The sequence below is a fragment of the Fontivita pretiosa genome, assembly GCF_050410795.1.
Lineage (GTDB): Bacteria > Planctomycetota > Phycisphaerae > Tepidisphaerales > Tepidisphaeraceae > Fontivita > Fontivita pretiosa.
In genome coordinates this window covers 2,538,673-2,564,984 of record NZ_CP191258.1, presented here as the reverse complement: position 1 = coordinate 2,564,984, position 26,312 = coordinate 2,538,673, and the positions used below count along the sequence as shown (strand labels likewise).

The 26,312-nt window shown below is 64.6% G+C and carries 15 protein-coding genes; 11 read left to right on the top strand and 4 right to left on the bottom strand.

The features are described 5' to 3' along the window. Positions 1-27 precede the first annotated feature (27 nt). A complete protein-coding gene (locus ACQS5P_RS10365) occupies positions 28-876 on the bottom strand; it encodes a protein-disulfide reductase DsbD domain-containing protein (protein WP_428941014.1) in 849 nt (282 codons plus the stop codon). A 377-nt stretch (positions 877-1,253) separates the two neighbouring features. Between ACQS5P_RS10365 and ACQS5P_RS10360 the strand changes: the two genes are divergently transcribed. Further along, entirely contained in the window at positions 1,254-1,961 is a 708-nt protein-coding gene (locus ACQS5P_RS10360) for an HNH endonuclease (protein ID WP_428940817.1), read from the top strand. A 90-nt stretch (positions 1,962-2,051) separates the two neighbouring features. On the opposite strand, the gene ACQS5P_RS10355 is transcribed toward ACQS5P_RS10360, so the two are convergent. Further along, positions 2,052-3,176 (bottom strand): lipid II:glycine glycyltransferase FemX, encoded by a 1,125-nt coding sequence (locus tag ACQS5P_RS10355; RefSeq protein ID WP_428940816.1) that lies wholly within the window; start codon positions 3,174-3,176, stop codon positions 2,052-2,054. 293 nt (positions 3,177-3,469) lie between these two features. Here ACQS5P_RS10355 and ACQS5P_RS10350 point away from each other — a divergent pair, with 293 nt between their 5' ends. From ACQS5P_RS10350 to ACQS5P_RS10320, 7 genes are all read left to right on the top strand, one after another. Further along, positions 3,470-4,501 carry a methyltransferase gene (locus tag ACQS5P_RS10350; protein ID WP_428940815.1) on the top strand — a complete coding sequence of 344 codons (1,032 nt, stop codon included), beginning with the start codon at positions 3,470-3,472 and terminating at the stop codon, positions 4,499-4,501. Positions 4,502-4,588: 87 nt separating this feature from the next. After that, complete coding sequence (locus ACQS5P_RS10345; RefSeq protein WP_428940814.1) at positions 4,589-7,960, top strand: S41 family peptidase; 3,372 nt, start codon at positions 4,589-4,591, stop codon at positions 7,958-7,960. 182 nt (positions 7,961-8,142) lie between these two features. Beyond that, complete coding sequence (locus tag ACQS5P_RS10340; RefSeq protein WP_428940813.1) at positions 8,143-9,624, top strand: hypothetical protein; 1,482 nt, start codon at positions 8,143-8,145, stop codon at positions 9,622-9,624. Positions 9,625-9,746: 122 nt separating this feature from the next. Further along, the gene (locus tag ACQS5P_RS10335) at positions 9,747-10,328 is read left to right on the top strand and encodes an RNA polymerase sigma factor (RefSeq protein ID WP_428940812.1); all 582 of its coding nucleotides are present in this window, start codon (positions 9,747-9,749) and stop codon (positions 10,326-10,328) included. A 123-nt stretch (positions 10,329-10,451) separates the two neighbouring features. Continuing rightward, complete coding sequence (locus tag ACQS5P_RS10330) at positions 10,452-13,118, top strand: DUF4349 domain-containing protein (protein ID WP_428940811.1); 2,667 nt, start codon at positions 10,452-10,454, stop codon at positions 13,116-13,118. 131 nt (positions 13,119-13,249) lie between these two features. After that, positions 13,250-14,539, top strand: coding sequence for an MFS transporter (locus tag ACQS5P_RS10325; RefSeq protein ID WP_428940810.1), 1,290 nt, complete (start codon positions 13,250-13,252; stop codon positions 14,537-14,539). Further along, entirely contained in the window at positions 14,532-16,349 is a 1,818-nt protein-coding gene (locus ACQS5P_RS10320; RefSeq protein ID WP_428940809.1) for a glycosyltransferase family 39 protein, read from the top strand. Before ACQS5P_RS10325 ends, ACQS5P_RS10320 begins: the two co-directional genes overlap by 8 nt. Positions 16,350-16,428: 79 nt before the next feature. Here ACQS5P_RS10320 and ACQS5P_RS10315 read toward each other — a convergent pair whose 3' ends face one another. Both ACQS5P_RS10315 and ACQS5P_RS10310 read right to left on the bottom strand, forming a co-directional pair. Next, positions 16,429-18,681, bottom strand: coding sequence for a cellulase family glycosylhydrolase (locus ACQS5P_RS10315; protein WP_428940808.1), 2,253 nt, complete (start codon positions 18,679-18,681; stop codon positions 16,429-16,431). 67 nt (positions 18,682-18,748) lie between these two features. Continuing rightward, on the bottom strand, positions 18,749-19,342 hold the full coding sequence (locus tag ACQS5P_RS10310) for a hypothetical protein (protein WP_428940807.1): 594 nt from the start codon (positions 19,340-19,342) through the stop codon (positions 18,749-18,751). Positions 19,343-19,465: 123 nt separating this feature from the next. Here ACQS5P_RS10310 and metH point away from each other — a divergent pair, with 123 nt between their 5' ends. The 3 genes from metH (at position 19,466) to ACQS5P_RS10295 (ending at position 26,295) form a co-directional block, all read left to right on the top strand. Beyond that, positions 19,466-22,996 (top strand): methionine synthase, encoded by a 3,531-nt coding sequence (gene metH / locus ACQS5P_RS10305; RefSeq protein ID WP_428940806.1) that lies wholly within the window; start codon positions 19,466-19,468, stop codon positions 22,994-22,996. A 137-nt stretch (positions 22,997-23,133) separates the two neighbouring features. After that, the gene (locus tag ACQS5P_RS10300; protein WP_428940805.1) at positions 23,134-24,048 is read left to right on the top strand and encodes a CheR family methyltransferase; all 915 of its coding nucleotides are present in this window, start codon (positions 23,134-23,136) and stop codon (positions 24,046-24,048) included. A gap of 12 nt (positions 24,049-24,060) precedes the next feature. Continuing rightward, positions 24,061-26,295, top strand: a complete 2,235-nt coding sequence (locus ACQS5P_RS10295; RefSeq protein WP_428940804.1) for an ATP-binding protein — start codon at positions 24,061-24,063, stop codon at positions 26,293-26,295. Positions 26,296-26,312: the final 17 nt, after the last annotated feature.

Sequence of the window (26,312 nt, the reverse complement as noted above, 5' to 3'; positions counted from 1 at the left end):
TCTGCGTTTGAAGTTGCCGTGGTTGTATTACTGCTGTGGCGGCGGAATGTTGACCGACAGCTCGATGCCGCCGCGCTGGCCCGACGCCGTCTGGAACGCCAGCACCGATCCGGGCAACACCGCCGGCGGCCTGTGCCCGGCCAGCACATCATAGGCCGCCCTCAGCACCGTCGTGCCGCCGTTTGTTTGAAGCTCGATCCGGGAAAAGTTCACGGACTGGCTGGGTGGCGCAAACCACTCCAGCCCGGCGGGCGGACGGTCCTTCCAGTCGATTCGGTACTCGATCCATCCCGGCGAGGACGGCAACTGCTGCACGCGCTTGAGCAGCGGCGAGGCTGACGCTTCCTGCGGCATTCGCCCGGACCACTGCGCGAACAGTTGGCTGGCCTGCCCGTCCGCTTGTCCGCCGCCGCCCACCGGCAACGTAAGCTGCACTCTGGCCTGCCCCGGCACGCAAAGCTCCTTGCACACCAGCCACGACGCCTCGGCGGCAATGGTCACCGGCGATTGAGCGATCTGCTTTGGCGGCGTGACCGTGGCGATCAGCAAAACTTCATCCTCATACCCGTAGTTGATGATCTGCCCGGTCGAGACGAACGCGCGCGGCACCGGATACCGCACCGCCGACGCCGTGAAACCCTCCGGCAGGTGCAGGTCCACGGTTGTGGGCACGCCACCGTCACCGGCGTTGATCCAGTAGACGTGCCACTGTGGGTGGATCTTCAGATGCAGCCCGATTTGAAACGGCTCTCCCGGCGTGATCCTTGCCCGATCCGCCACCAGACGGGCTTGGACCAGTTCATCCGGCTGCGGCGTGGCGGCAGCCGCCCGCTGTGCAACCAGCAGCAAAACCAACCCACCGGCCAGCAAGCGCATCAGCAAGGCCATCTCCTTGTGTCTCAAAACCTGCAATCTTCACAACCCGCGACAAGCCCGAAGTTATTGCGGCTTTCCAGGCCAACCTTACGACCCGATCACCGCCGCGGTCCAGCGGGATCCGCAGGGATTGTGCCGGGGAAAACCGGCCGGGCGGGTCCGCTTTGGTCCAACCCCCTGTCCGGGGCGATTTTGCCTTTGGCAAATTGCCCGATACAATTGTTCGGATAAAGGTCGATTAGAGGTCGAAACCGGCGGGGCAGTGCGGCGCGTTGCACGCCAATCGGGACGATTTCTCAGTCTCCTGTCGGACACATGTTGCCGCCTGTAATTGTTCGGCCCGCCCGGACCAGACGACCGCTCAGATCCTTGTCTCGATGAACAGTGACAGCGCAACATTCTCCGGGGGGGTAAGCGGCCCGGGCGGCGGCGCCGCCGGGGTTGCGCCAGTCTCTTCAGCCCTGTCCGCCAATGTCCTGGTGCTCAACAAGTTTTACCAGGCCATCCGCGTCATCAACGTCAAGCGGGCGTTTGCCCTGTTGTGCAAGGAGCTGGCGGAGGTCGTGCACATCGAGAGCGACGCCAACGGCAAGACGCAATGGCAGAACTTCAACTTCGAGGACTGGCGCGAGCTCAGCCAGCTCAAGCTCGAATTCGAGCCTGACGAGTACGAGTGGATCCACACGGTGCGCTTCCAGATCGCCGTGCCGAGGATCATTCGTCTGCTCGGCTACGACAAGCTCCCGCGGCAGGAGGTGAAGTTCAACCGCCGCAACATCTACGCCCGCGATTCCAACCGCTGCCAGTATTGCGGCAAGAAGTATCCCACGACCGAGCTGAGCCTGGATCACGTGATCCCCCGCAGCCAGGGCGGACGAAGCACCTGGGAGAACATCGTCTGCTGCTGCATCAAATGCAACGTGAAGAAGGGCGGGAGAACCCCCGAGCAGGCCCGCATGCACCTGATCGCCAAGCCGGTCAAGCCCAAGCGCAGCCCGGTGATCAACATCCGCCTGTCCGACGAGCGCTACTGGAGCTGGAAGCAGTTCCTGGACAACGCCTACTGGACGGTTGAGCTGAAGTAACCACACCGGTCAATAGTCATTAATAGTCATTCCAGTCCAGTCCGGCTGCCAGGGTTGTCAGGCCGCACATGTGGCCGCGCGGCGGGTTGATTAGCGGCGTTCGCGGCGGCGGGTCCAGCGGTAGAAACGCTCCATCGCCGGCAACAGCGACTCGCGAATCCCCGCGGGCGACGCCTGGAATGGGCCGGGGTTGCGCAGCTCCTGGCCGTTCAGCCCGGCCTTGAAGTGATACACCCCTGGCAGGGTTTCCGGCTCGATGCCTCCCAGGTCATACCATCGCATGCCCCGCTGCTTGGCCAGGCTCAGGAAGTGCCACTGGAGCAGGTTGGAGGCCTTGGTCTTCAGCGCCAACTCGCCGGTGGCCCCTTGAATGTAGTGCGCCGTGTCCCCATGCATGCTGCCCAGATGTCCGGCGATGGGCTGATCGTCCTTGCAGGCCAGGCTGATAACGTAACCGTCGTCGCAGCCGGCGCGCTGTCGGACGGCGCGGAAGAACTCAGCGCGCAGCTCCACGGAGATCTGCTTGCGGTCCATGAACTGATTGAACAACTCTTCAAACTGGGCAAACAGTTCCGGTTCTCCGCCGTAGCGGATGGTCAATCCCTGCCGCTCGGCGTTGTTCAGACAATTGCGCCACTTCTGTAGAAGGGATTTGCGAATCTCCGGAAGCGGGCGATCCAGATTCACCACCATCGTTCGACACGGTGGCGGCCAGGGGCTGGGCTCAAAGCCCAGGGCGGCGTAGCGGTCGCAGATGGCCTGGTTGGCCTGCGGTCCGCTTGGGTCCAGCGGCGGCAGGATACGCAGCGTCAGCCGTCTGCGGTTGAGGTATTCCTCGCGCAGGGCGATCAGGCAACGTTCCAGGCGATCCAGGTCGTCGGGGCTTCCGCGGCGGGTCAGCGGCCCGCCTCCGATGTAGGCAATGCCCGAGCCCAGAACCGGCACCGTTTTGACTCGCACCTCCGCGACCCCGATCACCTGCGAGCCTTCCACCACGGCCACGCGCTCGACCTGCGCGCGGAACCGCTCGGCGGAGACCAGCCCATACCAGCCGGTCTGGCGATAATTGTGGTCCAGGAACTGCGCCGTCAGTGTACGCCACTGTTGCAGGTCACTGATGTGAACCACCGGCCCGCCCGACGCACTCGAGCCGTCGGCAGGCGAAAGCTGATCCTCCAGCACATCCATCAAGTGATGAGAAGACGACGCGGACATCAGACGATTTCCTCCATGGTGCTGCGTCATGGTGCTGCGCGAGCTTGAAATATCATTTCGCCCCGCCGCGTGCGCGTCGAGAACCGGCAAATTCACCATTACCAACTAAATGAGGATATTCCCTATGACAAGATAGGTTGATAATTGATGTTGATTAGGGGATCTCCCTAGACACGCCATTCCGTGCTTGGCTGTCAGGCCAACAGGACCATGAAGTCCAACATGGCCGCGGCAGCGTTGCCCACTTCCGGGCAGTGCGTGCCTCGGCCAAGCCTGAGCCTACCATTGGCCCGATGTCAACCACCACACACTCCCAATCGGATCTGTCGCCCGACCGCATCATGCAACTCGGGCTTGGTTTCTGGGTCTCCAAGACCCTGCTCAGCGCCGTGGAGATGGAGCTGTTCACGGAGCTGGCCAGACATCCCGGCAAGCTGGATGACGTGCAGGGTCGGCTGGGACTGCACCCTCGCGCCGCGCGAGATTTCATGGACGCGCTGGTATCGATAGAGCTGCTGCGGCGAGACCCCGACGGCACCTATCGCAACAGCCCCCAGGCGGATCTGTTCCTGGACAAGCACAAGCCCAGCTACATCGGTGGAATCCTGGAAATGGCCAACCAACGGCTGTACGGCTTCTGGGGCCGGCTGACCGAAGCGCTGCGCACCGGCCGGCGGCAAAACGAAGATCGCGACGGACACGATTTCTTCGCCGCACTCTATGCCGATCCGGCGCGGCTCAAGCAGTTTCTGCGCGCCATGACCGGATTGAGCCGCGGCGCCGCACTGGCCATCGCCAGGCAAATCCCCTGGGCCAAGTACAGGAGTTTTGTGGACGTCGGCCCGGCCCAGGGCGACCTGGCCGTCCAGATCGCCCTGGCCCATCCGCACCTGCGTGGTATCGGCTTTGATCTGCCCGAGGTCGGGCCTGTCTTCGAGGAGTACGTCGAGCAGAACAAGCTCAGTGGCCGGCTCAGCTTCGCGCCGGGCAACTTCTTCACCGACCCGATCCCTGCCGCCGACGTGGTCATCATGGGCCACATCCTGCACGACTGGGACCTGGAGCAGAAAGAGCAGTTGCTGCGCAAGGCGTACGAAGCGCTGCCACACAATGGTGCGGTGGTGGTCTACGATGCGATCATCGACGACGATCGCTCGAAGAACAGCTTCGGGCTGCTGATGAGCCTGAATATGCTCATCGAGACCGATGGGGGCTTCGACTACAGCGGCGCCGACTGCCGGGCGTGGATGCACCAGGTGGGCTTCCGCGACACGCGTGTCGAGCACCTGTGCGGCCCGGATTCGATGGTCATCGGAATCAAATGAATACGGCAGGCACGCAAGTCTGGCCGGCGCGGCGGGGCGGAGCAGGCGTCTTGGCGTGCCGATGTCGCGGGTCTACCATTCGCCGACATGATCCGCCCGTTCATCATCGCGATGTGGCTGTCGGCCTGCTGGTTGGTTGCCGCGGAAGCAAACGTCGATCTGCCCCGATATCCCTCAATCAGCCCGGATGGCTCGCAGATCGTCTTCTCGTGGCGCGGAGACCTGTGGAAGGTCGCATCGAAGGGCGGCGACGCGATCCGGCTGACCAGCCATCCACAGGATGATCTTCAATCGGCCTGGAGCCGCGACGGCAAGCTGATCGCCTTCGCCTCGACTCGAAGCGGCACGCTCAACCTGCATGTGATGAACGCCGACGGAACCGGACTGAGACAGCTCATCGAGCTGGATCGGCCGATGGGACTGGCGGCGTTCGGGACCGACGAGCAGGGCAACCAGGTGGTGACGTTTTCGGCGCGACTGGAGCCTGAAGTCTATCCCTCGCCCCGGCCATTCATGGTGTCGCTGCAAGGCGGCGAGCCGCGGCGAGTGCACGATGCGTATGGCCTGTTTCCAATCGTCAGTCCCGACGGCAGCAAAGTGCTGTTCAACCGTGGCGGCGCGCCCTGGACCCGCCGGCACAACCGCGGGCCGGACACGCGCGACGTGTGGATCTTTGATCGCGGAAACAAATCGTTTACGCGACTGACGAACTGGGCGGGAAACGACGGGCGGGCACGCTGGATCGACAACGACCAGATCGTCTACGCCTCCGATCGCGAGCTGAACACCGTCAACCTCTACCGTCTGAAGCTCGGCGATCGCCAGGAGCAGGCCAGGCGGATCACGAGCTTCACCGACATCGACGTCGAGGAGTTCGACGTGTCGGCCGATGGCAGCACGCTTGTGCTGGCGCGCTGGGACAAGCTGTACACGCTGGATCTGACGCGTGATGGCGCCGAGCCGGTGGCGTTGACGATTCGCGGCAACGAGGACGAATCCGACCGCATCCTCCCCAAAGACATCAGCCGCAGCGTCAGCAAAGCGCAGCTCAGCCCGGATGGCAAGACGATGGCGTTCGTATCGTACGGGGAGCTTTACGTGCGCGCGGTGGAGAAGAACAGTCCGACGCGGCGGGTGACCGCCACCGCCGCCCGCGAGCGCGACATCGCCTGGTCGGCCGACGGGACCAAACTGTATTACTCGACAGACGAATCGGGCGTGGATGCGATCCACGAAGCGACCGTCAGGCTGACCCGCGCGGAAGCGAAAAAGCAGTACGAGCGCGCCCAGCAACCGGCCTCGACGAACCCCGCGACCGAACCTGCCACTCAACCAACGAACGATCCGGCCCGCTGGGCCGATGCCGTCACCTTCGAGACGCAGCTGCTCATCACCAGTGATCTGGGCGACACGGATCCTTCGCCGTCGCCGGACGGCAAATACCTGGCGTTCCGTCGCGGCGTGGGAAACCTGCTGGTCATGGACCTGGCCACGAGTGAAGTGCGACCGATCCTGGAAAACTGGAGCGCTCAGCTCGAGTGGCGGTGGAGTCCTGACGCTCGATACATCGCCTATGTCACCGAGGACGAGAACTTCAACTCCGACATCTGGATTGTGCCCGCCGACGGCTCATCGCCAGCGGTGAACGTCACGCGCCACCCCGACAACGATTACGCCCCGCGGTGGAGCGCGGATGGCAAGCTCCTGGCGTTTCTGTCCGAACGTGTGAACGAGGAGTTTGACATCTGGATGGTCTGGCTGGACAAGGAGATGGAGGCTCTCACGCCGCCGGAGCTGGATCAGTACTACAAGGACGCGGCGGCGAATGCGAAGAAGCGCAAGCCGCCGTCACCTGCCAGCCAGCCCGCCACGCAACCCTCGACAAAACCGACGACCGAACCAACCACCGCGCCGGCGACTGAGCCAACCACCGCGCCCGCGACAGCGCCCAGCACGGAGCCGGCGACTCAGCCTTCAACGCAGCCTTCGACCCAACCGGCGGCGAAGCTCGATCTGGACGATGCCTATCTGCGACTCCGTCGCGTAACCAGCTTCTCGGGCAACGAATCCGAGCTGGAGCTTTCACCCGCCGGCGACAAGTTCTACTTCGTCGCGCAGCTCGGCGCCACCCGCGCCACCTGGGCATACGATCGCGACGGATCGGAGCCCAAGCGCATCGCTGCCCCGGTCAACGTACAGCACCTTTCGCTCGCTGGCGATCAGCTCGTGTTCGTCGATTCCGGTCGCGGCGGGTACATCAAGACTCCCGACGGCCCGGCCGAGTTCATCGACATTGCCGACAAGATCCGCATCGATCTTGCGGCACAGTCGAGCCAGAAGTTTCTGGAGGCGGCGCGAATCCTGGGGGCGCGCTACTACGACCCGAAGATGAACGGGCTGGACTGGGGGGCGATCACCAGGAAGTATCACGAGCTGGCCAGGGCGGCGCGGACGGCCGACGAGTTCGACCACGTCGCCGCCAAGTTGCTGGGGGAGCTGAACGGCTCGCACCTGGGGATCAACTCGCCGGATGAGCCAAACCCGCAGGCGCGTCCGTTCGGGCGGCTCGGCGTCGCGACGCAGCGGGTCGAAAACGGTTTCAGGGTCACGTCGATCCTGCCCGATTCGCCCGCCGATCGTGCCGCCACGAAGCTGATGGTCGGCGACGTCATCACCGCCATCGACTTCGAGCCGTTCGAGCCGGATGACACGCTGGAGCTGAAGCTGGCCGGCAAGACCGATCGGGAGGTCGTGATCTCGTTCCAGCGCCGCGGCGCCGAGCTGGTCGCGCTGATCACGCCGATTTCCTACGAGCGGCTGGCCGAGCTTGTGTATCAGGACTGGCGGCTGAAGACCGCCCGGCAGGTGGAGGAGTGGTCCGGCGGGAAGATCGGCTACATCCACATCCGCGGGATGAACCAGGAGTCGCTGGACGTGTTCGAGCGCGACCTTTACGCCGCCGCTCACGGCAAGCAGGGGCTGATCATCGACGTCCGCAACAACGGCGGCGGATGGACGACCGATCGGCTGCTGGCATCGATCATGTACCCACGGCACGCCTACACCGTCCCCCGCGGGCTGGACCCGAAGATCACCAGCGGCTATCCGCAGGATCGGCTGTTCATCCAGCGCTACACCGGCCCGATCAACATGCTCTGCAACGAGCGGAGTTTCAGCAATGCAGAGATCATCAGCCACGCGTTCAAGACGCTGAAGCGCGGCACGCTGGTGGGGCAGCGCACGGCCGGCGGGGTAATCAGCACCAGCAGCACGACGTTGATCGATGGCACGGTGGTTCGCGTGCCGTTCCGCGGGTGGTTCCTGCCCGATGGCACAAACATGGAGCGCAATGGCGCCGTGCCCGACATCCTTGTGCCACAGACTCCGGAAGACGAAACCAGTGGCGTGGATAACCAGCTCAAAGCGGCGGTGGAGGATTTGATGAAGCGCGTGCAGTAGAACGGTGCTGCTGTGGCACGGGCGTCCCGCCGGTGAGAGTGGTTCGAGACGCTGATGACACAGGCTGCAAATCTGTCGCTCCAATTCCCGGACAGGGCTTGCCCGCATCGACGGACATGAGCTCAGAGGGCGGAATGGGCCAGCGCTTGCACCCAAGGCGCAGCGAACGCGGTGGCGCGCGGATGATGCGCAACGCGGCACTGCCGCTTGTGGCGGTGATCTCGTTGATCCTCTTCGCGATCCCGACGCTGCTGGGCTTTCGCCCCGAGCCGGTCATCCACGATGAGTTCGCATACCTGCTTCAAGCCGACACCTTCGCCCGCGGCCGGCTGAGCAACCCGCCCAGCCGATGCTGGGAGGCGTTGGAAACGTTTCACGTTCTCCAGCAGCCAACCTACGCCGCGAAGTTCCCGCCCGGACAGGGCATCGCCCTGGCGATGGGTCAGCTCATCTGGCATCCGATCCTCGGCGCCTGGCTTTCGCTGGCCGCCGGGTGCGCGGCCGTAAGCTGGCTGCTGGCGGCGTTCGTGCCGATTCGCTGGGCGGTGCTGGGCGGATTGCTGTGCGCCACATCCCCGACGATCTACCATTGGTCGCAGACGTACTGGGGCGGCGGGGTGGCGCTGCTGGGCGGAGCAATCCTCGCAGGAGCCGCGGCGCGACTCGCCCGCCGCCCAACACCCGCCCGCGGCGCGCTGGCGGGCGCTGGCATCGCGATCCTGGCCAACTCCCGCCCGTTCGAGGGAGCGATCCTCACCGTCATCCTCGCAATGATCGTGAGCGTCGAGCTGATCCGCCGCGGCAGATTCACTGCGATGCTCAAGCGATCGCTGCCCGCGATGCTGGCGGTTCTGATGCCCACGGCGATCTGGATGGGCTACTACAACTGGCGTGTGACCGGCGATCCGCTGCTGCTGCCCTATGCCGCCCACGCCCGGCAGTACATGGTCGCGCCGCTATTCTACTGGCAGAGTCCGCGCCCGCCGCCGCAGTATCGTCACGAGATCCTCCGCCGCTTCTACGCCGAAGACGAGCTGGCTGAATACCAGCGAATCCTGCATTCGGGGTGGCTCATTCCCGGGCTTGGCCAGAAGCTGCGCGTGCTGTCGGATTACCTTCGGCCGGGGGTGCTGATCCTGCCGCTGTTGGTGGGCGTTGCGCTGGCCAGACGCAATCGCGCAGCGCGGTGGGCGGTGATCGGATGCGCGGGACTGGTTCTGGTCCACTTCTGTAGCACGCCGTGGCTGAGGATCCAGTACATGGCGCCGGCGGTGGGGTTGTTCTACGCGCTGATCGTCGTGGGGCTGCGATGGAGCGCAGTGATGTTGCGCTGGCCGGGCAGGCGCGCGGGGCGGGCGATCGTGCTGGCGATCGTGGTGGTGCACGCGGTGCTGGCCACGCGCTGGGCGATCTGGCACACCTGGCAGATGCGCGACCCGATCGGTTTGGCGCGGGCCCAGTTCCTGCGCGAGTTGGAACAGATTCCCGGCAAGGTGCTGGTGATCGTGCGACGGTTGCCCGAGCAGCCCGCCGTCGCCGAGATCGTCTACAACAGCGCCGATCTGGATTCGGCAAGGGTCATCTTCGCCCGCGACATGGGCCAGGAGCTGAATCGGCGGACGATCGAGTGCTACCCGGACCGGCGGGTGGTGTGGTTTCCGTAAGGGCGCGATGGGGGCTGGCCGGGCACGTTTTTGGGTTTTGGCACTTTCTCCGCATCGCTTGAAATAAACGCGCGCCGGATCGACCGGAATGTCGTCTATAACAACGGCGGGCGATACAGGCGATGAATAACGGCGACAACGCAGACGAGGCGCTGCTGGTGATCCGCAGCCGCGACGGCGGCGACCGCTCGGCGTTCGAGCAGCTTGTCCGCCGCACCGCTCGCGGGCTGTTGGCGCGGATCTACCTGGAAACCGGCGACGCCCACCGGGCCGAAGACCTCGTGCAGGAAACCTACCTGCTGGCGTGGAAGCGACTGGGGTCTTTGGCCGACGCCAACAGCTTCCGCCCGTGGCTCGGCTCGATCGCGCATAGCGTCGTGCTCGACTGGTCCAGGCGCGAAGCACGCAAGAAACGCAGGCAAACCGGAGCGACGATGCGGGGCGAGGCGCTCGACGCCGTGGCGGATGCAAACCAAATCCCCGCGCAGCAGGCCGAACGCCAGGAGCAGCGCCAGCGGATGCTGGCGGTGCTGCGCAGCCTGCCGCAGGAATATCGGGATGTGCTGACGCTGCGATATCTGGGCGGGGCGGATTACCAAACCATCGCCCGGCAGCTTGCGATCAGCAACGGCTCGCTTCGCGGGCTGCTGAGCCGCGGGCTGAAGCTTCTGCGCGAGAAGCTGGATCGGGAAGAGAAGACGTAAAGGCGTCACGGGCGTCTGGCCCGCGCAGTTTGCTGGCAGATTGCTGGAGATGCGGTGTGCCGGTGTCCGGGGGCTTTTGCACGGGCGGGACGCCCGTGACACGGATGACGTTGCGAGAACGATATGAGTACGACCAACGATGAATCCGAGCACGCCTGGTTCGCCGAGCAGATGGCGGCGTACCTTGCGGGGGGGCTGGAGGCGGGCGAGCGGGCGCGGCTGGAGTCGCACGCGGCGGCGTGCGTCGCCTGTGCCGGGCAATTGCGCCGCGCGACGGAAATCGAGCGGCGGATGACGGCGCTGTTCGCCGACGCCGCCCCCGCCGCCGACTTCGAGGATCGCCTGCTGGCGCGCCTGCGGTTCAAGCTGCCCAAGCGGCGGTACTGGATCCATCCCGCGATCCGCAAGGCCGCCGTCGCCGCCGCCGCCGTGCTGCTCCTGGGCGGGACGGGATTTGTGGGGTCGGAGTATCTGGAGACGGGGCGGTTGCCGGATTGGTCTAGTGGCTCGGTAACCCGAATGATGTCTGCGGCGAAACTCCGTCAAATCGGGCAGGCAATTGTGCAATACACAAGTGAGACTGCGGAGTATGCGCAGTCTCCGTCGCTCTACAGGAGCAGTCGCGACGGGAAAGGACAGAATGTTCTTCACGGCGACGGGCACGTCGGGTTCCAGTCGAATCCGTTTGTCGGTAAGAAGCAAGTCAACAGCCGGCCGCCGAGTGAGCCGGCAGTCGGCGCCGGAGATCAAACGTACAAGCAGAACTACGACGGGAACGACGCCGTGCTGCTGCCGTACGATGATGCTACGTCGCTGCGCGCCAAACCTGGCGAGCTGCGTGAATCGATATCCGATGCCGGCGACAAGCGCGTTGGTGCGGGGGAAAGTGCCGGCAAGAGCCGCGACATCGACGGGGAAGACATCAGCGGTGCCAGATTCGGCGTGAATGGGACTCTGTATGGCAATGAGGCGATGCCCGAGACGCGCTTTAAACCGTCGGACTTCGCCATGGCGGCGCCGGCACCGGAGGCGCCGACGAAGGAGGATGCGGGCGCTAAACCGCAATCGGGGCAGCCGGGGCAGGAGGCGCCGGCTCAGCGCGGGACGCCACCGCCTTCGACCAGCTATGTCGAAGCCCGCAAAGTCATCCGCGAAGGCGTCATGGAATTCGAGGTCGAGAGCTTCGATTCGGCCTTTACGCAGATCTCGAAGATCACCGAGGAAGAGGGCGGGTTCATCGCGGCGGCGGATTCGGACAAGCTGCCCAACGGCAAGGTTCGCGGCAGCGTGACCGTGCGGGTTCCCCCCAGTCGCCTCGACACGCTCGTGCTCAAGCTTCGCGCACTGGGCGAGCTGAAGAGCCAGCGCCTTGGCTCCAAAGACATCAGCAAGCAGTACACCGACCTGGAAAGCGAGCTCCGCGCCGCCCGGGCCATGGAAGAACGCCTGCTGGAGATGATCCGCACCGCGCAGGGAAAGGTGAAGGAACTGCTCGAGGCCGAGAAGGAGCTGGGCAACTGGCGAACGAAGATCGAGCAGATCCAGGGCCAGCTCAACTACTACAACAACCTGGTGTCGATGGCGACGCTGACGATCACGGCGTACGAGAAGGACATCAAGACCCCCGCGTCGGCGTCGATCACCGAGGAGATCAACACCGGCGTGGAGACCGACGATGTCGAGACGGCGCGCACGCAGGCGATCAAGAGCATCGACGAAGCGAAAGGTCGGGTCATCGAGAGCGAGCTGAAACAACTGGAGGCGGGGCAGCTCGCGGCGAAGATCGTCGCGGAAGTGCCGGGCGAAAATGCCGGGGCCGTCCTCGATCGTCTGCGCCAGCTCGGCAAGATCGCGCGGCTGGACATCCAGCGCAAGCAGGTGACGACGGAGAATGCCAGGCCGCAGGCGGCGGCCGCGGGGCGCGCGCCGGCGCACATCGAGCAGGCGCCAACGCGGATCATCATCTCGATGTACAACCTGGCGAACGTCGCGCCGCGGCTGACGTCCAACCTGAACCTTGCAGGCGAGGACGTCGAAGCGGTTTACCGCGCGATCCTGAAGCGCGTGCGCGATGCGGACGGGCGCGTTCTGAGCAGCAACCTCAGCCGGCAGGATGCGACCCAGGCCAGGGGATCGATCCAGTTCGAGGTCAAGGCCGCCGATGCGGATGCGGTGCTGAACGACGTTCGCGCGGCGGGGCAGGTGCTTGTGCTCAACGTCACGGAGAACCCCGACACGCAGAACGTGACGACGGCCAAGCAGGCGTTTGCGGTGTCGATCATCCCGGCCAGCCAGGTCCCGCCGCGGGAGACGCGGTCGATGTCGGTGCAGACATCGGACGTGGAGTCGGCGGTGCAGAGCATCAACAGCGCGATCGGCGCGACGGGCGGTCGAGTGCTGGAATCGAGCATTTCGCAGGACGGCGGCGGCAGGACCGTGGCGCGCCTCTCGGTCGAGGTGCCGCTGGGCAAGGCGGATCAACTGGTCGATGTTGCCAGAAAGAGCGGCCGGGTTCGCACCGCCGAGTCGAGCCGCAACGCCCAGGTTCCCGACGGCCCGTTGGCGCGGGCGAGGCTGAACCTGACGATCGGCAGCGGCGAATCGATCGTGCCGGCGGAGCGCGGATTCTGGCAATCCATCCGCGAAGGGCTGGCCACGAGCGTCAAGGGGCTGCTGTGGAGTCTTCAGCTCATCGTGATCGGGTTGTGTCTGGTGGGGCCGTGGGCACTGCTGATTTGGGGCGGATGGAGGTTGGCTGCGCGAACACGAAGGATGAAGGCAGAAGGATGAAGCGGAGGGCAGAAGGCAGAGGGCAGAAGAAGGCAGGCCCCTATTCTGCCCTCTGCCCTCATCCCTCTGCCTTTGATTCATCCTTCATCCTTCTGACTTCATGCTTTGCGTATGCTATAAGTTCCGGCACGATGTCCGAATCCGCCGTGCTGGATGATGCGAATGACGACCGCGCCGCGGCCGCGCCCCGGGGCGCGCTGCTGATCATCTTCCTGATCGTCTTCGTTGATCTGCTGGGTTTCGGGCTGATCATCCCGCTGCTGCCGTTCTACGCGCGCACATTCCAGGCCTCGGATCTTCAGGTCACGCTGTTGTTCTCGACGTACTCGATCTGCCAGTTCATTGCGGCGCCGATCCTGGGGGTGCTCAGCGATCGCTACGGCAGAAGGCCAGTGCTCGTGTTTTCGCAGATCGGCAGCGTGCTGGGGTATCTGCTGCTGGGCTGGACGACGCACTACCACGCGAACCTGACACTGGGGCTGGGCCTGATCTACCTGTCGCGCGTGATTGATGGTCTGAGCGGCGGAAACGTCTCGACAGCACAGGCGTACATCAGCGACATCACCACCGCCGAGAATCGCGCCCGGGGCATGGGGCTGCTGGGCGCGGCGTTCGGGCTGGGGTTCATCGCCGGTCCGGGACTGGGCGGGATCCTGGCCCATTACGTGAACGAGGCCGCGCCCGCGTACGCGGCGGCGGGGTTCAGCGCGCTGGCGGCGCTGCTCACGTTCATCCGGCTGCCGGAATCCAATGTCCATCGCCCCGTCGAGGCCGAGGCGTGGCTGCATCCGCGGGTCTTCCTGCCGCTGCTCAAACGCCCGGTGCTGGTGCAACTCAACGCGATCTGGTTCTGCTCGATGGCCGCCTATGTCATGATCGACAGCACGATCGCGATCTATCTGAACGACATTTTCAAATACCAGGCGAAGGACGTGGCGTGGTACTTCGTGTTCGTCGGGATCATCATCGCGGTGGTGCAGGGGGGGCTGATCCGCCCGCTCATGAAACGAGGCAGCGAGTGGGTGTGGTGCATCGTCGGGCCGATCCTGGTCGCGGCGGGATACCTGATCACCGTGACGTCGGCGTGGCAGGCGCAGGCGTGGATCCTGATCGTGGGCGGCGCGACCTACGCGGTGGGCCGAAGCATCCAGCAGCCGACGATCCAGTCGCTGGTCAGCAAGAGTTCCGACCCCCGCGAACAGGGCACGACGTTCGGGCTGTTTCAGGGAACCGGCACGATCGCGCGGGTGATCGGGCCGATCATCGCCGGCGCGATCTACACCAGGCACGTGACCGCGCCGCTGTTTACGGCGGCGGCGATCGTGGCGCTGGCGGCGGGGTGGACGATCGCCCTGGGCGCGCGGTCGCGAATGACACGTTCGCCACAATCACATGATCAACAACCAGACACCCATGACTGAGAAGCCGACGACGACCGATGGCCCCCGCATGCGACCAGAGGCGCGTCTGGTCATTGGTGACTGGACACTCATCGGTCATTGGGGCCTGATCGTCGCGTGCTTCCTCGTGATGCTCGCGTGGAGCTGGTTCGGCTGGCCGGATCCGCTGGTGGACTTCGGGCGGGAACTGTACCTGCCGTGGCAGATTCTGGCGGGAAAAGTGCTCTACCGCGACATCGCGCACTTCAACGGCCCGCTGTCGGCCTATTTCAACACGCTGGTCTTCGCGCTGCTGGGCGTGAGCCTGCGCTCCATCGTGATCGTCAACCTCATCCTGCTGGCGCTGCTGACGTGGCTGGTCTGGCGGCTGATCGGCTTCATCGCCGACCGGTTTGCCGCCACCGTGGCCTGCATCGTGATGCTGACGGTCTTTGCGTTCATCCAGCTTGGCGGCATCGGGAACTACAACTTCGTCACGCCATACTCGCACGAGCTGACACACGGGCTGGTGCTGAGCTTCGTGGCGATCACATGCTTTGCGGGGTTCGCTCGACGAAAGGAGCCAAACTCTCTGTGGCTGATGGGCGCGGGGTTGGCGCTGGGGATGGTGTTCCTCACCAAGCCCGAGGTTTTCGTCGCGGCGGCGCTGGCGCTGGGAACGGGCATCGCGCTGCATCGACCAATGCCCGCCGCCGCTGCGCTTGGCGGCTTTGTCGTCGCGGCGGCGATGCCGATCCTGATCGCGTTCCTGCTGCTTGCGATGGGGATGCCCGAAGCCGAAGCGATCCGCGGTGTTCTGGGCGCGTGGATTTATCTGTTCGACTCCCGCATCACCCGCAGCGAGTTCTACGCCCGCGTGATCGGCACCCACGAGCTGAGCTGGAGCCTGATCTACATCGTCGCTGCATGCGCGGCATACGCGATCATTCTGCTGATCGCGGCACGGCTGGCGACGATCCGCCGGCGCGGCACGGGCTTGATCGCCCTGGCGGTGTGTTCGATGAGCATTCTGGTGGCGATCGCCTTCAACGTTCTGAGCCTGAACGTCTGGCAAGGCTCGCTGCGTGGTCTGACGGTCGTTTCGCCGCTGCTGGCCGGCGGGAGCGTGCTGGTGGCGATCCGCAAGCGCGACGCGGCCAGCGCGATGCGCGCCGTGATCAGCGTTTTCGCCGCGGCGCTGCTGGCCAAGATCGTTCTGAACGTCACGCCATTCCACTATGGCTTTGCGCTGGCGATGCCCGCGACGCTGCTGGCGGTGGCAGCGGCGCTGAGCTGGTGGCCGCAGGCGCTGGAGCGTCGCGGCGGATCGGGCGCCGTCGTGCGCGCGGCGCTGCTGCCGGTGGTGGGGCTGTTCATCTTCGTGCACCTGTACATCTTCGGTTCGTTCTATTCACCGGCGAAAAAGCGCACGCTTGCAGGCAGCGGACCCGACGCCTTCCGCGCTGATCCGCCCGGCGACCGCCGCGGCGCAGCGCTGAACCTCATGCTCGGGCAGCTTGCCGATCTGCCTGCGCAGGCGACGCTGGTCGTCGTGCCCGAAGGGGTCATGATCAACTACCTGGCCCGACGCGAGAACCCCACGCCTTACCTCAGCTTCATGCCTCCGGAGGTCGCGATGTTCGGCCAGGCACGCATGCTGGCGACACTGGACGACACCGCGCCGGATTACGTGATCGTCTCGCGCGTGGCGGGGTTGAAGGAGTACGGCTACGAGCAATTCGGCCAGGACTTTGGCCGCCAGATTTTCGAATGGATCGATGCGCACTACGATGCGGTCCCGCTGCCTTATGGACCGGGGTATCCGTTTGAGCTGATGAAGCGGAAACAGTGAACACACAGGCAAAGACGCTTGCACCACGAAGTGGCGCTGGCTGCGTGGTATTCTGCGTGTCCTGTCTGGCAGTGCGCGTTCACTGTGCGTAGATCAGGATGGGCGAGCTGATGTAGACGGTGCCGCTGGTCTGGCCGCGGGCGGCGCTGTCGATCAGCAGCAGCGTTTCCAGGCCAATGGGGTAGTGGATCTGCCCGTCGTTGTCGCCACCCCAGTGGCCGGCGTGTTCCGCATCAAGCGGAAACTCGACATATCGCCAGTCGGTATACGAGAGCTTTTCTGCACTGGGCTGAAAAGTCTGCCCGGTGGAATCGACGAAGCGCATTCGGGGAATGTTGCCGCTGCCGTCGCCTTTGATCCACAAGCCAAGGTGAGTGGGAACCGCATCGATCTTCTGTCGGTCGGCGGCTTTGGGCTTCAGACAGACGAACTTCCAGCCCGGGTCGAAACGGTAGGAGATCTTGACGGCCGGCATTCCCTCGACCGGAAGGCCGGCCGGGGCGTCGATCATCTCGATGGACTGCTGCGACTGCACGCTGGCGTCGCCGTCGGGCACGATTTGCAGATCGCCAGCGGCAAACGAAAGCGGCAGGAAGCGACGAGCCGGCGTGCGGCAATAGACGTATCCCTCACGATCAACGATGCTCGCGGATGCAACGTATCCGCCACTCGCGTCCGCCGCTGGCGCAGGGCGAAGAACCAGCAGCGAAGTCTGGCCGGGCGCCAGCTTCAGCGCCTGGCGGGCACCGTCGGCGTCGGCATGAGTGCTCAGCAACAGCTCGCCGTCGAACGGAGTTCCGGCGGGATTCTCGACCAGAACAGGAAGCAGCTTCCCCGCGCGCGGGAGCAGGCGCGCCAACAGCGGGTCGGTCACGATGATGTGCGTCTCCTGCGCAATTCCGGCGTTGAAATCCTCCGTCTGCGAAAGGTCGAAGCGCTTCAGCACACGCTGCGGCTGTGCCGAGCCGGATGAGCTCAAGCCACGTTCGACGCCGAGTCCGGGAATCCGACCAGTGCGCAGCTCCTCACGAGTTACTTCGATTTCCAGCGGCAGGCGATCCAGTTGTCGGATCCGATCCAGCAGCTCATTCCGCTGCTGCGGAACGATGTACAGGGGTGCATCGGTCAGCTCCAGTTGCAGTGTCCGCCGGTCGTCCGTCACTTCGATCGGCCGCAGCTCTGTGCCTGGATGCGTGATCGCCGCGAATCGTCCCGCTGACGCGGGCAACGCGATCGTGTGCTGCTGGCGAGACTGTGTCCAGGCAACCAGCTTCACCTGCTGATCGTTCGCGAACAGCAGCACGTGGTCGCGCGGATCATCCAGCGCGATGCGCTTGTTGAACCTGAACCCCGCAAGCTGGCTGGTCAACGTCCTGGTCGCCAGGTACGCGGGCTTGGGGTCGAAGGGCGGATCGCGATCCTTGTAATGCTCGTGTTTCACCGTCCCGAAGTGATGCTCCGGCTCCTTCGGATCCGGTCCATCATCGCGCCAGTCATACCAGATGCTCAGCGGCACGTCGTTCGCCAGGTTCGTGAGCCATTGCCGCGCCAGCATCCTGCCCTGTTTTTCTTCGTCGAAGCTGCCCCAGACCGAGGAGTATCCCCACTCGCCGCTGAGGATCGGGATTGTCTTGCCTTTGGGCGCGTACTTGCGGATGAGCATCCGCAGCTTGCGATACTCCTCGGCCGCCGTTTCCGGGTCGCTCTGGCGATACGGATGCACCGAGACCGCATCCCAGTACTCCAGCAGCCCGGCCTTGAAGCAGGTCTCGAGGAATGGCAGGTCAATGCCCGCGCTGGCCGGGCCAATGTAGATCTCGTCTGGCGCGACGCGTCTGATGGCCTTGCCCACCTCCAGCGCCAGCTTCACGTAATCATCGGGATTGGGTTTTGGCCGCCAGAACGGGAAGATGTTTGGCTCGTTGTACATCTCCCAGAGGATCCTGCGGCCGCGGAAGTGCTGCACGGAGGCCGCGACCCATCGCGCGAACGCGGCACGGCCCTGGTCGGTGTCGGGAGATCGCGCATCGTCGTAGTGCCTGTTGACGTAATCGAGGATGAACAGCGCGCGGATGCCGTGCCCGTCGCAGCTTTTAAGCAATCGTTCGTAGGCCGCGAAGTCATACTGCCCCTGCTGCTTTTCGACGACGGCCCAGTCGTAGTCCATGCGGATGAACTTGAATCCCGCGTCGGCGAGCATCTTCATTTCGCCGGGAGCCGCGTCGGTGAAATGGATGTTCACGCCAAGGCCGTCAGGAATGACCGGGCGGATCAGTTGCGCGTTCAGCGTCGATGCGAAGACAAGCACGAGGGCCGCTGCGAGGGGTCGCATGAAGCGGCATTGTAACAGACGGATTGAATGGCAGGACGACGGGAGCGTTTGTCTTCTGGCGTTCGTCCTATTGTGCGCCGGATTGCGTGTGCTCGGGCAGGGCGGGAGGGGGTGGTTGCGTGTCGGCGCCGGCGGGAGGCAGGCGCTTCTCGTCGGCCAGAATCTCCGCCACGTAGCTCTTGATCCGCTCGTCATTGAGCAACTGGCTGATCAACACGCGACGATAGCTGGTGGCGCGCAGTTGTTCGCGCAGCGCATCGGCGCGTTCCTGGCGGAGCTTCTCGTTCTGGGCGTACAGCGCTTCCTCCAGGGCTTCGTTCTCCAGCAGCAGCGCATACATGGCGTCGGCACGCTTGCCGCCGCTGCCGAACAACCCGCCGAATCCCGCCGCCTTCCTGCGGTATTCCTCCACGCGATTCTCCAGCGTCTGGATCTTGGCCTTCAGCCGCTCGTTCTCCGCCTTGAGCTGATTGATCTCTCCCTCATACAGGGTTTTAAAGCCCTTCTGGGCGGTGAACAGTTCCTGCTCTTTGGCGGCGATGGTTTTGGCGGCGGCGAGCGAGCCCATCAGCCGCCCGGCCCGATAACCCAGGAACAGCAGCACGGCCGCAAGCAGGCCCCAGAGGATGTAGTCGATGGTGATGTTGCCGGTGGATGGCATGGATGCAGTGTACTCGACGCCAACGTGTGCGCGAACGCCGGGGGTTTGCACGGCGGCGGATCGTTCCTATCATTCGCCGGCCCGACTGATCGTGTTGCCGGGCACACAGGAGCAAGCAAATTCGTGCGCAAACCGTTCCTACAGCTCGTTTCCGAACGCGTGGTGGTCCTGGACGGGGCCATGGGCGCCAATCTTCAGTCCCGGACGCTGGACCCCGTTCGCGACTGGATGGGCCACGAAAACGCCTCGGAAGTGTTGAATCTGACCCGCCCCGACCTGATCAGCGAAATCCACGAGGCGTTTCTGGAGGTCGGCTGCGACGCGGTGGAAACCAACAGCTTCAACGGCAGCCGCAATGACCTGGAGGAGGCGGGTCTGGGCGATCGGGCGACGGAGGTGAACCGGATCGCGGCCGAGATTGCGCGGCGGGCGTGCGACAAGTTCGAAACGCCACAGCGACCCCGCTACGTCGTGGGAGCGGTCGGCCCGACCCGCAAGCTCGTAACGCTTGGACAAACGAGCTGGGATGAGCTGGAGCCCAGCTTCCATGCGCAGATCCTGGGACTGCTCCAGGGCGGCGTGGATGTGCTGCTGATCGAAACGCAGCAGGACCTGCTGGCGATCAAGTGCGCGATCGCGGCGGCGAACCGGGCGTTCGCGGACGTCGGGCGACGCGTGCCGATCATGGTGCAGGCCTCCTTCGACACCAACAACGGCAACCAGATGCTCACCGGGGCCGACCCGTCGGCGTTCGTGGCGGCGATCCGCCCGTATGACGAGGTGCAGGTGCTGGGGCTGAACTGCGCCTTCGGTCCGGTCGAGCTCAGCGAGTCGATGCGCTACATCGCCGCCAACTACCCCGGGTTCGTCAGCGCGTTGCCCAACGCGGGCCTGCCGGTGTATGTGCACGGCAAGGCGGTGTTCCCGATGAAGCCGCAGGACTTTGCCCGCGGGATCCGGCGATTCGTCGAAGAGTTCGGGGTGGACATCGTCGGCGGATGCTGCGGGACCATGCCCGAGCACCTGCGCGCGGTGATCGAGATGCTGAAGGATGTGCGGCGAGCGGTGAGAAAGGTCACGACCAGGCCGCAGGTGTCCAGCCTCACCACCGCGGTCGATATCCGCCAGGACCAGAGCTACCTGATCGTGGCCGAGCGGACGAACACCAACGGCTCGCGACAGTTCAAGCGACTGCTTCAGGAGGAGAACTGGGACGGGCTGGTGAGCATGGGGCGGGATGAGGTGCGGGACGGCTCGCACATGCTGGACGTGTGTGTGGATTTTGTCGGTCGCGACGGCGTGCGGGACATGCGCGAGGTGATCCGGCGGTTCGTCAACGCCCTGCCCGTGCCGATCATGCTCGACAGCACCAGCCCCGAGGTGATGGAGGCGGGGCTGAAGCTGATCGGCGGACGCTGCATCCTGAACTCGATGAACCTGGAGGAAGGCGAGGAGAAGCTGGCGAGGATTTGCGCACTGGCAAAGAAATACGGGGCGGCGGTGGTGGCGGGGACGATCGATGAGGACAAAACCGCCGCCATGGCGCGCACCGCCGAGCGGAAGCTGGCGATCGCGAAGCGGATCCGTGACCTGGCGGTGAACAAGTATGGTCTGAAGGACGAGGACCTTCTGTTTGATCCGCTGGTGCTGCCGATCAGCACGGGGATCGAGGAGGATCGTCGCAACGCGCTGGAGACGATCGAAGGGACGCGTCTGATCTCGCGCGAGCTGCCCAACTGCCACACGATCGTCGGGCTGTCGAACGTGAGTTTCGGGCTGAAGCCCGCGGCGCGGGTGGTGCTCAACAGCGTGTTTCTGCACGAGCTTCGAGAGGCGGGTCTGACCGGGGCGATCGTGCACGCCTCCAAGATTCTGCCGCAGAACCGCATCCCGCCGGAGCAGTGGAACGCGGCGCTGGACCTGATCTACGACCGCCGCCGCGAAGGGTTTGATCCCCTGACCCATTTCATCAGTCTGTTTGAGGGAGCAGAAAAGACTCCCGACCCCTTAAATAAGGGGTCGGGAGTCTTTTCCGACCTGAGCCTGGAGGACAAGCTCAAACGCCACATCATCGACGGCGAGAAACGCGACCTGACCAAACATCTGGACGAGGCGCTGGGCCGATATTCCCCGCTGGACATCATCAACAACATCCTGCTGGAAGGAATGAAGGTCGTCGGCGATCTGTTCGGCAGCGGACAGATGCAACTGCCGTTCGTGCTCCAGAGCGCCGAAACGATGAAGGCCGCCGTCGCGCACCTCCAGCCGCACATGGAAAAGGTCCAGGGACAATCCAAGGGCAGGATCGTGCTGGCCACCGTCAAAGGCGATGTTCACGACATCGGCAAGAACCTGGTGGACATCATCCTGACCAACAACGGCTACACCGTCTACAACCTGGGGATCAAGCAGCCGATCGGGGAGATCCTGCGCGCCTGGAAGGAGAAACAGGCCGACGCGATCGGCATGAGCGGGCTGCTGGTCAAGTCCGTGGCGGTGATGAAGGAGAACCTGGAGGAGATGAACGCCCTGGGGATCCGGGCGCCGGTGCTGCTGGGCGGGGCGGCGCTGACCCGGGCGTATGCGGAGAACGATCTGGCGTCGCTGTACAAGGGCCCGCTGTTTTACTGCAAGGACGCCTTCGAGGGTCTGCACACGATGGATCGGATCATGTCGGGACAGACCGACGCGATGCTTGCCGAACAGCAGGCCGAGGTGGATCGCCGAAAGGCCCTGCGTGCGAAGGTGTCGGCCAGTCGGGTTGCTCCGTCCGGGCAGTTGCCGGCGCGATCGGACGTGAGGCGTGACAATCCCGTGCCCCTGCCGCCGTTCTGGGGTCGGCGCATCGTCACCGATATTCCCCTGGAGCAGATCTTCGCGTTCATCAACCCGCTGGCGCTGTTCCGGGGGCAATGGGGCTTTAAGCGCGGCGCCCTGAGCGAAGAAGAGTTCGAACGCATCACCGAAGAAAAGGCCCGTCCGATCTTCCGCGACCTTCAGCGGCGCGCCATTGAGGAGAAGCTGCTCACGCCCAGGGTCGCCTACGGGTACTTTCCCGTCCAGTCGCAGGGCAATGATCTGATCGTCTACCACGTGGAGGAATTTCAGGCCGCACTTTCGGCCGGCAGACTTCAGCCCGACGCGAAGCCACGCGAATGGCTGAGATTCACGTTCCCGCGGCAGGCGGGTCGTCGCCGGCTGTGTATCAGCGACTTTTTCCGCGACGTCGAGTCAGGCGAATACGACGTGCTGGGGGTTCAACTGGTCACCGTCGGGCATCGCATCTCGGAAGTGGCACAGGAGCTGTTCAAGGCCAACCAGTACCAGCAATACCTGTACGTGCATGGTTTTGGCGTGGAATCAGCCGAAGGCCTGGCCGAGCTTTGGCACAAGCGCATGCGGCAGGAGCTTGGCTTTGGCTCGGAGGACGCGCCGACGATGAAGGAAATCTTTCAGCAGGGCTACCGCGGCAGCCGGTACAGCTTCGGATACCCCGCCTGCCCCGAACTGGAAGATCGCGCCAAGATCATGCAACTGCTGGAGGCCGAGCAGATCGGCGTGAGCCTGAGCGAAAACTACATGCTGGTTCCTGAGCAGAGCACCGACGCGATCGTCGTGCACCACCCGCAGGCCAAGTACTTCGACGTAACCTGAGCCAGCCGACGAATCGCCGCAAAAAGCCGGTTACATGTTTAACCCATTCCGGTTAGACTGCCGGGACGTTCGCGGCGGTTGCAGCGTCGTGCCGTGCCCTGGCCGCAATGTCCGTGGCGCAGATTTCCTCGCAGCCGATGCATGATCCGATGCGTTTCTGTCACGTGGTGTTCACGGACACGGCGTATCGCCGCCGCCCGGTCAATTTTGCTCCGCCGCAGTCCTGCGGACGGCAGGATGAGGCGAGCAGGGGCATCAGCGCCGAGGTCCGCCAGTTCATCGACTGGCTGTTTCGGCTGGCGGGGCTGGATGCGGGATGGTATCGCCAGGCGCCTCTGGCGCGTCGGCTGGGTGCGTGCCTGCGGGCGCTGCGTGTCAGCGGCGTGAGCGAAGCGCGTGCGGCGATCCTGGCCGATCGGGCGCTGATGCAGGTCGCCCTGGGCGCATTGCTGATCGGCGTGAGCGGCTTTTTCCGCGATCCGTCGGTGTTCCAGGATCTGTGGCGGCAGGTGCTGCCCTGCATGGGGCAGCGGCGCGCCGATCGCCCGCTGCGCATCTGGAGCGTCGGCTGCGCCGAAGGCCAGGAGCTGTATTCACTGGCGATGCTGCTGGCGGAGATGCGCCTGCTGGAGCGGTCGCAACTGCTGGGCACCGATTGCCGCGCCCAGGCCACACGCCATGCCGCCGCGGGCGAGTACTGCGATCGGGACATCGCGGGCGTGCCGCCGCGGCTGCGGCAGCGCTATATGGACCGTCTGCAAGGCGGTCTTTGGCGCATAAGCCCGCGCCTGCGCGATCGTACCCGCTGGCGCACGGCCGATGCCCTGCAGATCGTGGAGCCGGGCGTCTGGGATATGATTCTTTGCCGCAACGTAGCGATATACCTCCAGGCCGAATCGGCGGCGCAGTTGTGGCAGCAGTTGCACGCCGCATTGTCGCCGGGCGGGGCACTGGTGGTTGGCCGGGCTGAACGTCCCGGCGCCGACGGGCTGAGTCCGCAGGTGTCGTTCACGCCGCTGGCGCCGTGCGTATTCCGCCGAAATCAGGGATGACGGGAAAAGCGCATGAGCGAGTTGCAGCAACGACGATCGCCGATCACACCCGCGGCGCCCGCGGCGCTGAATGCGCCCGGTTTATCGTCGGGCAGATTCGATCGATCCACATCGGCATTGCCCCCGGTCGGGGACTTTTCACTTCAGACGTTGCTGTTGCTGTGCGGAGCGGTGGCGGCAGTTGTGACGCTGGGCACGCTGGATGCGCTGCTGGGCATCGGGTTCAATGCCTCCATCATCTATCCCAGCCTGCTGGTGGTCTGCTGGTGGGTTCGCAGCCGACGTTTTCTGTGGACACTGGTCGGATTGAGTTTGATCGCCACTGTGGTCGCTGGAGTGATCGAGGCAGGCGATCAGCGTGCCTGGCTGCACAGGGGAATGTCGCTGACGGCGTTGCTGGTCGGCAGCATCGTGTTTCACAAGCTGTTGAGCACGTGGCGTGCGATGGATCGGGCCACCGCTGAGCTGAAGGCCCATGAGCACGAAATCGCCGCTCAAAACGAGGAGCTTCGCAGCCAAACCGAGGAGTTCGAGCGACAGAGCGAGGAGCTGCGTCTGGCCAACGACGAGCTGTCGCGGCGACAGCGGACGCTGGAGGCGCTGCTGCGATTGTCGCGATCCCTGACCGCCGAGATGTCCCGCACCGAAACGCTGGATCGTATCTGCCAGGCGCTGGCGGAGATGATCAACGGCCCGGGACTGGCAGTGGGGGTGAAGCTGAAAGAGGCGGAGCATCTTCGGCTGGTCTGCCACTACGGGTTCGGTCCTCGCGGGCCGCGCAGCGAGCTGATTCCATATGAGCGTTCCTTCGCCCGGCTGGTCCTGGAGCGGAATCAGACCGGTTATCTGGAGGACGTGAGCCTTCGGCCGGACATCGAAATGCCTCAGCCCAAGGAAGGCGAGCCATTCCGTTCGGTGCTGGCGGCGCCGCTGCGCGTCAACGGTCGCGCGGTCGGGACGCTGGAGGTCTTCTCGCGCGACCGGCGAACCTGGAGTGATGAGCAGATTGGAATGATCGAATCGCTGGCAGCGCAGACGTCGATCAGCCTTCAGGCCGCCGAACTGTACGATCGCGTCGAGCAGGAGCGTCGGCGGTTCGAGACGATCGTGCGCACGATGCCCATCGGGGTCTCGGTGGCGCACGTTCCCAGCGGGCGGATCACCAACAACGCCGCCGCCATGCAGATGCTGGGTTTGCCCGCCGAGAGCAGCATCGGGCAGCGCCGGCAGATGACGCACTTTCGGCTGTTTCGGGGCGGGGTGCCGATGCCGCCGGAGCAGGCGCCGCTTCTTCGCGCGCTGGAAGGACAGGAAGTCATCGGGGAGGAGATCGACGTATTGCTGGGCGGAGGTCGTCGGCTGACGATGCTGGCCAGTGCGGCGCCCATCCGCACCCCGCAGCACCAGATCGAAGGCGCGGTGGTGGCCTTCACGGACGTGACGGCGCTGAAGCGGCTTCAGGCGGAACTGGACGCCCGTCGCCGCGAGGCGGAGGAAAGCTCGGTCCGAAAGACGCGCTTCCTGGCCCAGGTATCGCACGACATCCGCAATCCCGTACATGCGATCAACCTGCTGGCCGATCTGCTGTACCGCGCCGCCTCGGAGCCGACGCTGGCCCGGGAAGTCCCCGGCATCGCCGCGGATATCCGCAAAAACGCCACCTCACTGGTTGAGCTGGTCAGCGACGTGCTGGATCTGGCGCGATTCGACGCCGGTCGAATCGCCCTGGAAGAGAGCGAGTTTGAGCTGTACGAGATGATCCGTGCCGACTGCCGTGGCTATCAGGAGATGGCCGCGGAAAAGGGACTGGACTTCATATGCACTCTTCCGAACAGCCCGCTGGTTGTGCAGACGGATCGTGTAAAGCTGTCACGCGTGCTGGGCAACCTGCTGAGCAATGCGTTAAAGTTCACGCCGCATGGCCGGATCGAGGTTGCCGCGGGCGTGGAGTCGGCCCCCGACCAGCCGCCGGGCGCGGTTCACATCCGCGTGACCGACACCGGCCCGGGCATCCCGCCGGAGTTTCACCAGCAGATCTTCGACGAGTTTTTCCAGTTGCGGCAGAGCGACCAGAGCGGGCCACGCGGTCGTGGCGGGGCGGGGCTGGGTCTGGCGATCTGCAAACGCCTGGTCGAAGCCATGGGCGGAACCATCCGCGTGCAGAGCGAGCCGGGCAAAGGCAGCAGCTTCGTGCTTACGCTGCCGGGCAGTTGTATCGTCGCACGCGAAGAGCCGGATCGGATATGATGCCAGCAGAAATTTGA

Bases quoted from the DNA above. Each gene is read 5' to 3' on its own strand.
- ACQS5P_RS10355 (WP_428940816.1), bottom strand. From the start codon at position 3,176: ATGTCCGCGTCGTCTTCTCATCACTTGATGGATGTGCTGGAGGATCAG.
- ACQS5P_RS10340 (WP_428940813.1), top strand. From the start codon at position 8,143: ATGATGCGCAACGCGGCACTGCCGCTTGTGGCGGTGATCTCGTTGATC.
- ACQS5P_RS10335 (WP_428940812.1), top strand. From the start codon at position 9,747: ATGAATAACGGCGACAACGCAGACGAGGCGCTGCTGGTGATCCGCAGC.
- ACQS5P_RS10345 (WP_428940814.1), top strand. From the start codon at position 4,589: ATGATCCGCCCGTTCATCATCGCGATGTGGCTGTCGGCCTGCTGGTTG.
- ACQS5P_RS10300 (WP_428940805.1), top strand. From the start codon at position 23,134: ATGCATGATCCGATGCGTTTCTGTCACGTGGTGTTCACGGACACGGCG.
- ACQS5P_RS10295 (WP_428940804.1), top strand. From the start codon at position 24,061: ATGAGCGAGTTGCAGCAACGACGATCGCCGATCACACCCGCGGCGCCC.
- ACQS5P_RS10365 (WP_428941014.1), bottom strand. From the start codon at position 876: ATGCGCTTGCTGGCCGGTGGGTTGGTTTTGCTGCTGGTTGCACAGCGG.
- ACQS5P_RS10320 (WP_428940809.1), top strand. From the start codon at position 14,532: ATGACTGAGAAGCCGACGACGACCGATGGCCCCCGCATGCGACCAGAG.
- ACQS5P_RS10330 (WP_428940811.1), top strand. From the start codon at position 10,452: ATGAGTACGACCAACGATGAATCCGAGCACGCCTGGTTCGCCGAGCAG.
- ACQS5P_RS10315 (WP_428940808.1), bottom strand. From the start codon at position 18,681: ATGCGACCCCTCGCAGCGGCCCTCGTGCTTGTCTTCGCATCGACGCTG.
- ACQS5P_RS10350 (WP_428940815.1), top strand. From the start codon at position 3,470: ATGTCAACCACCACACACTCCCAATCGGATCTGTCGCCCGACCGCATC.
- ACQS5P_RS10360 (WP_428940817.1), top strand. From the start codon at position 1,254: ATGAACAGTGACAGCGCAACATTCTCCGGGGGGGTAAGCGGCCCGGGC.
- ACQS5P_RS10310 (WP_428940807.1), bottom strand. From the start codon at position 19,342: ATGCCATCCACCGGCAACATCACCATCGACTACATCCTCTGGGGCCTG.
- ACQS5P_RS10325 (WP_428940810.1), top strand. From the start codon at position 13,250: ATGTCCGAATCCGCCGTGCTGGATGATGCGAATGACGACCGCGCCGCG.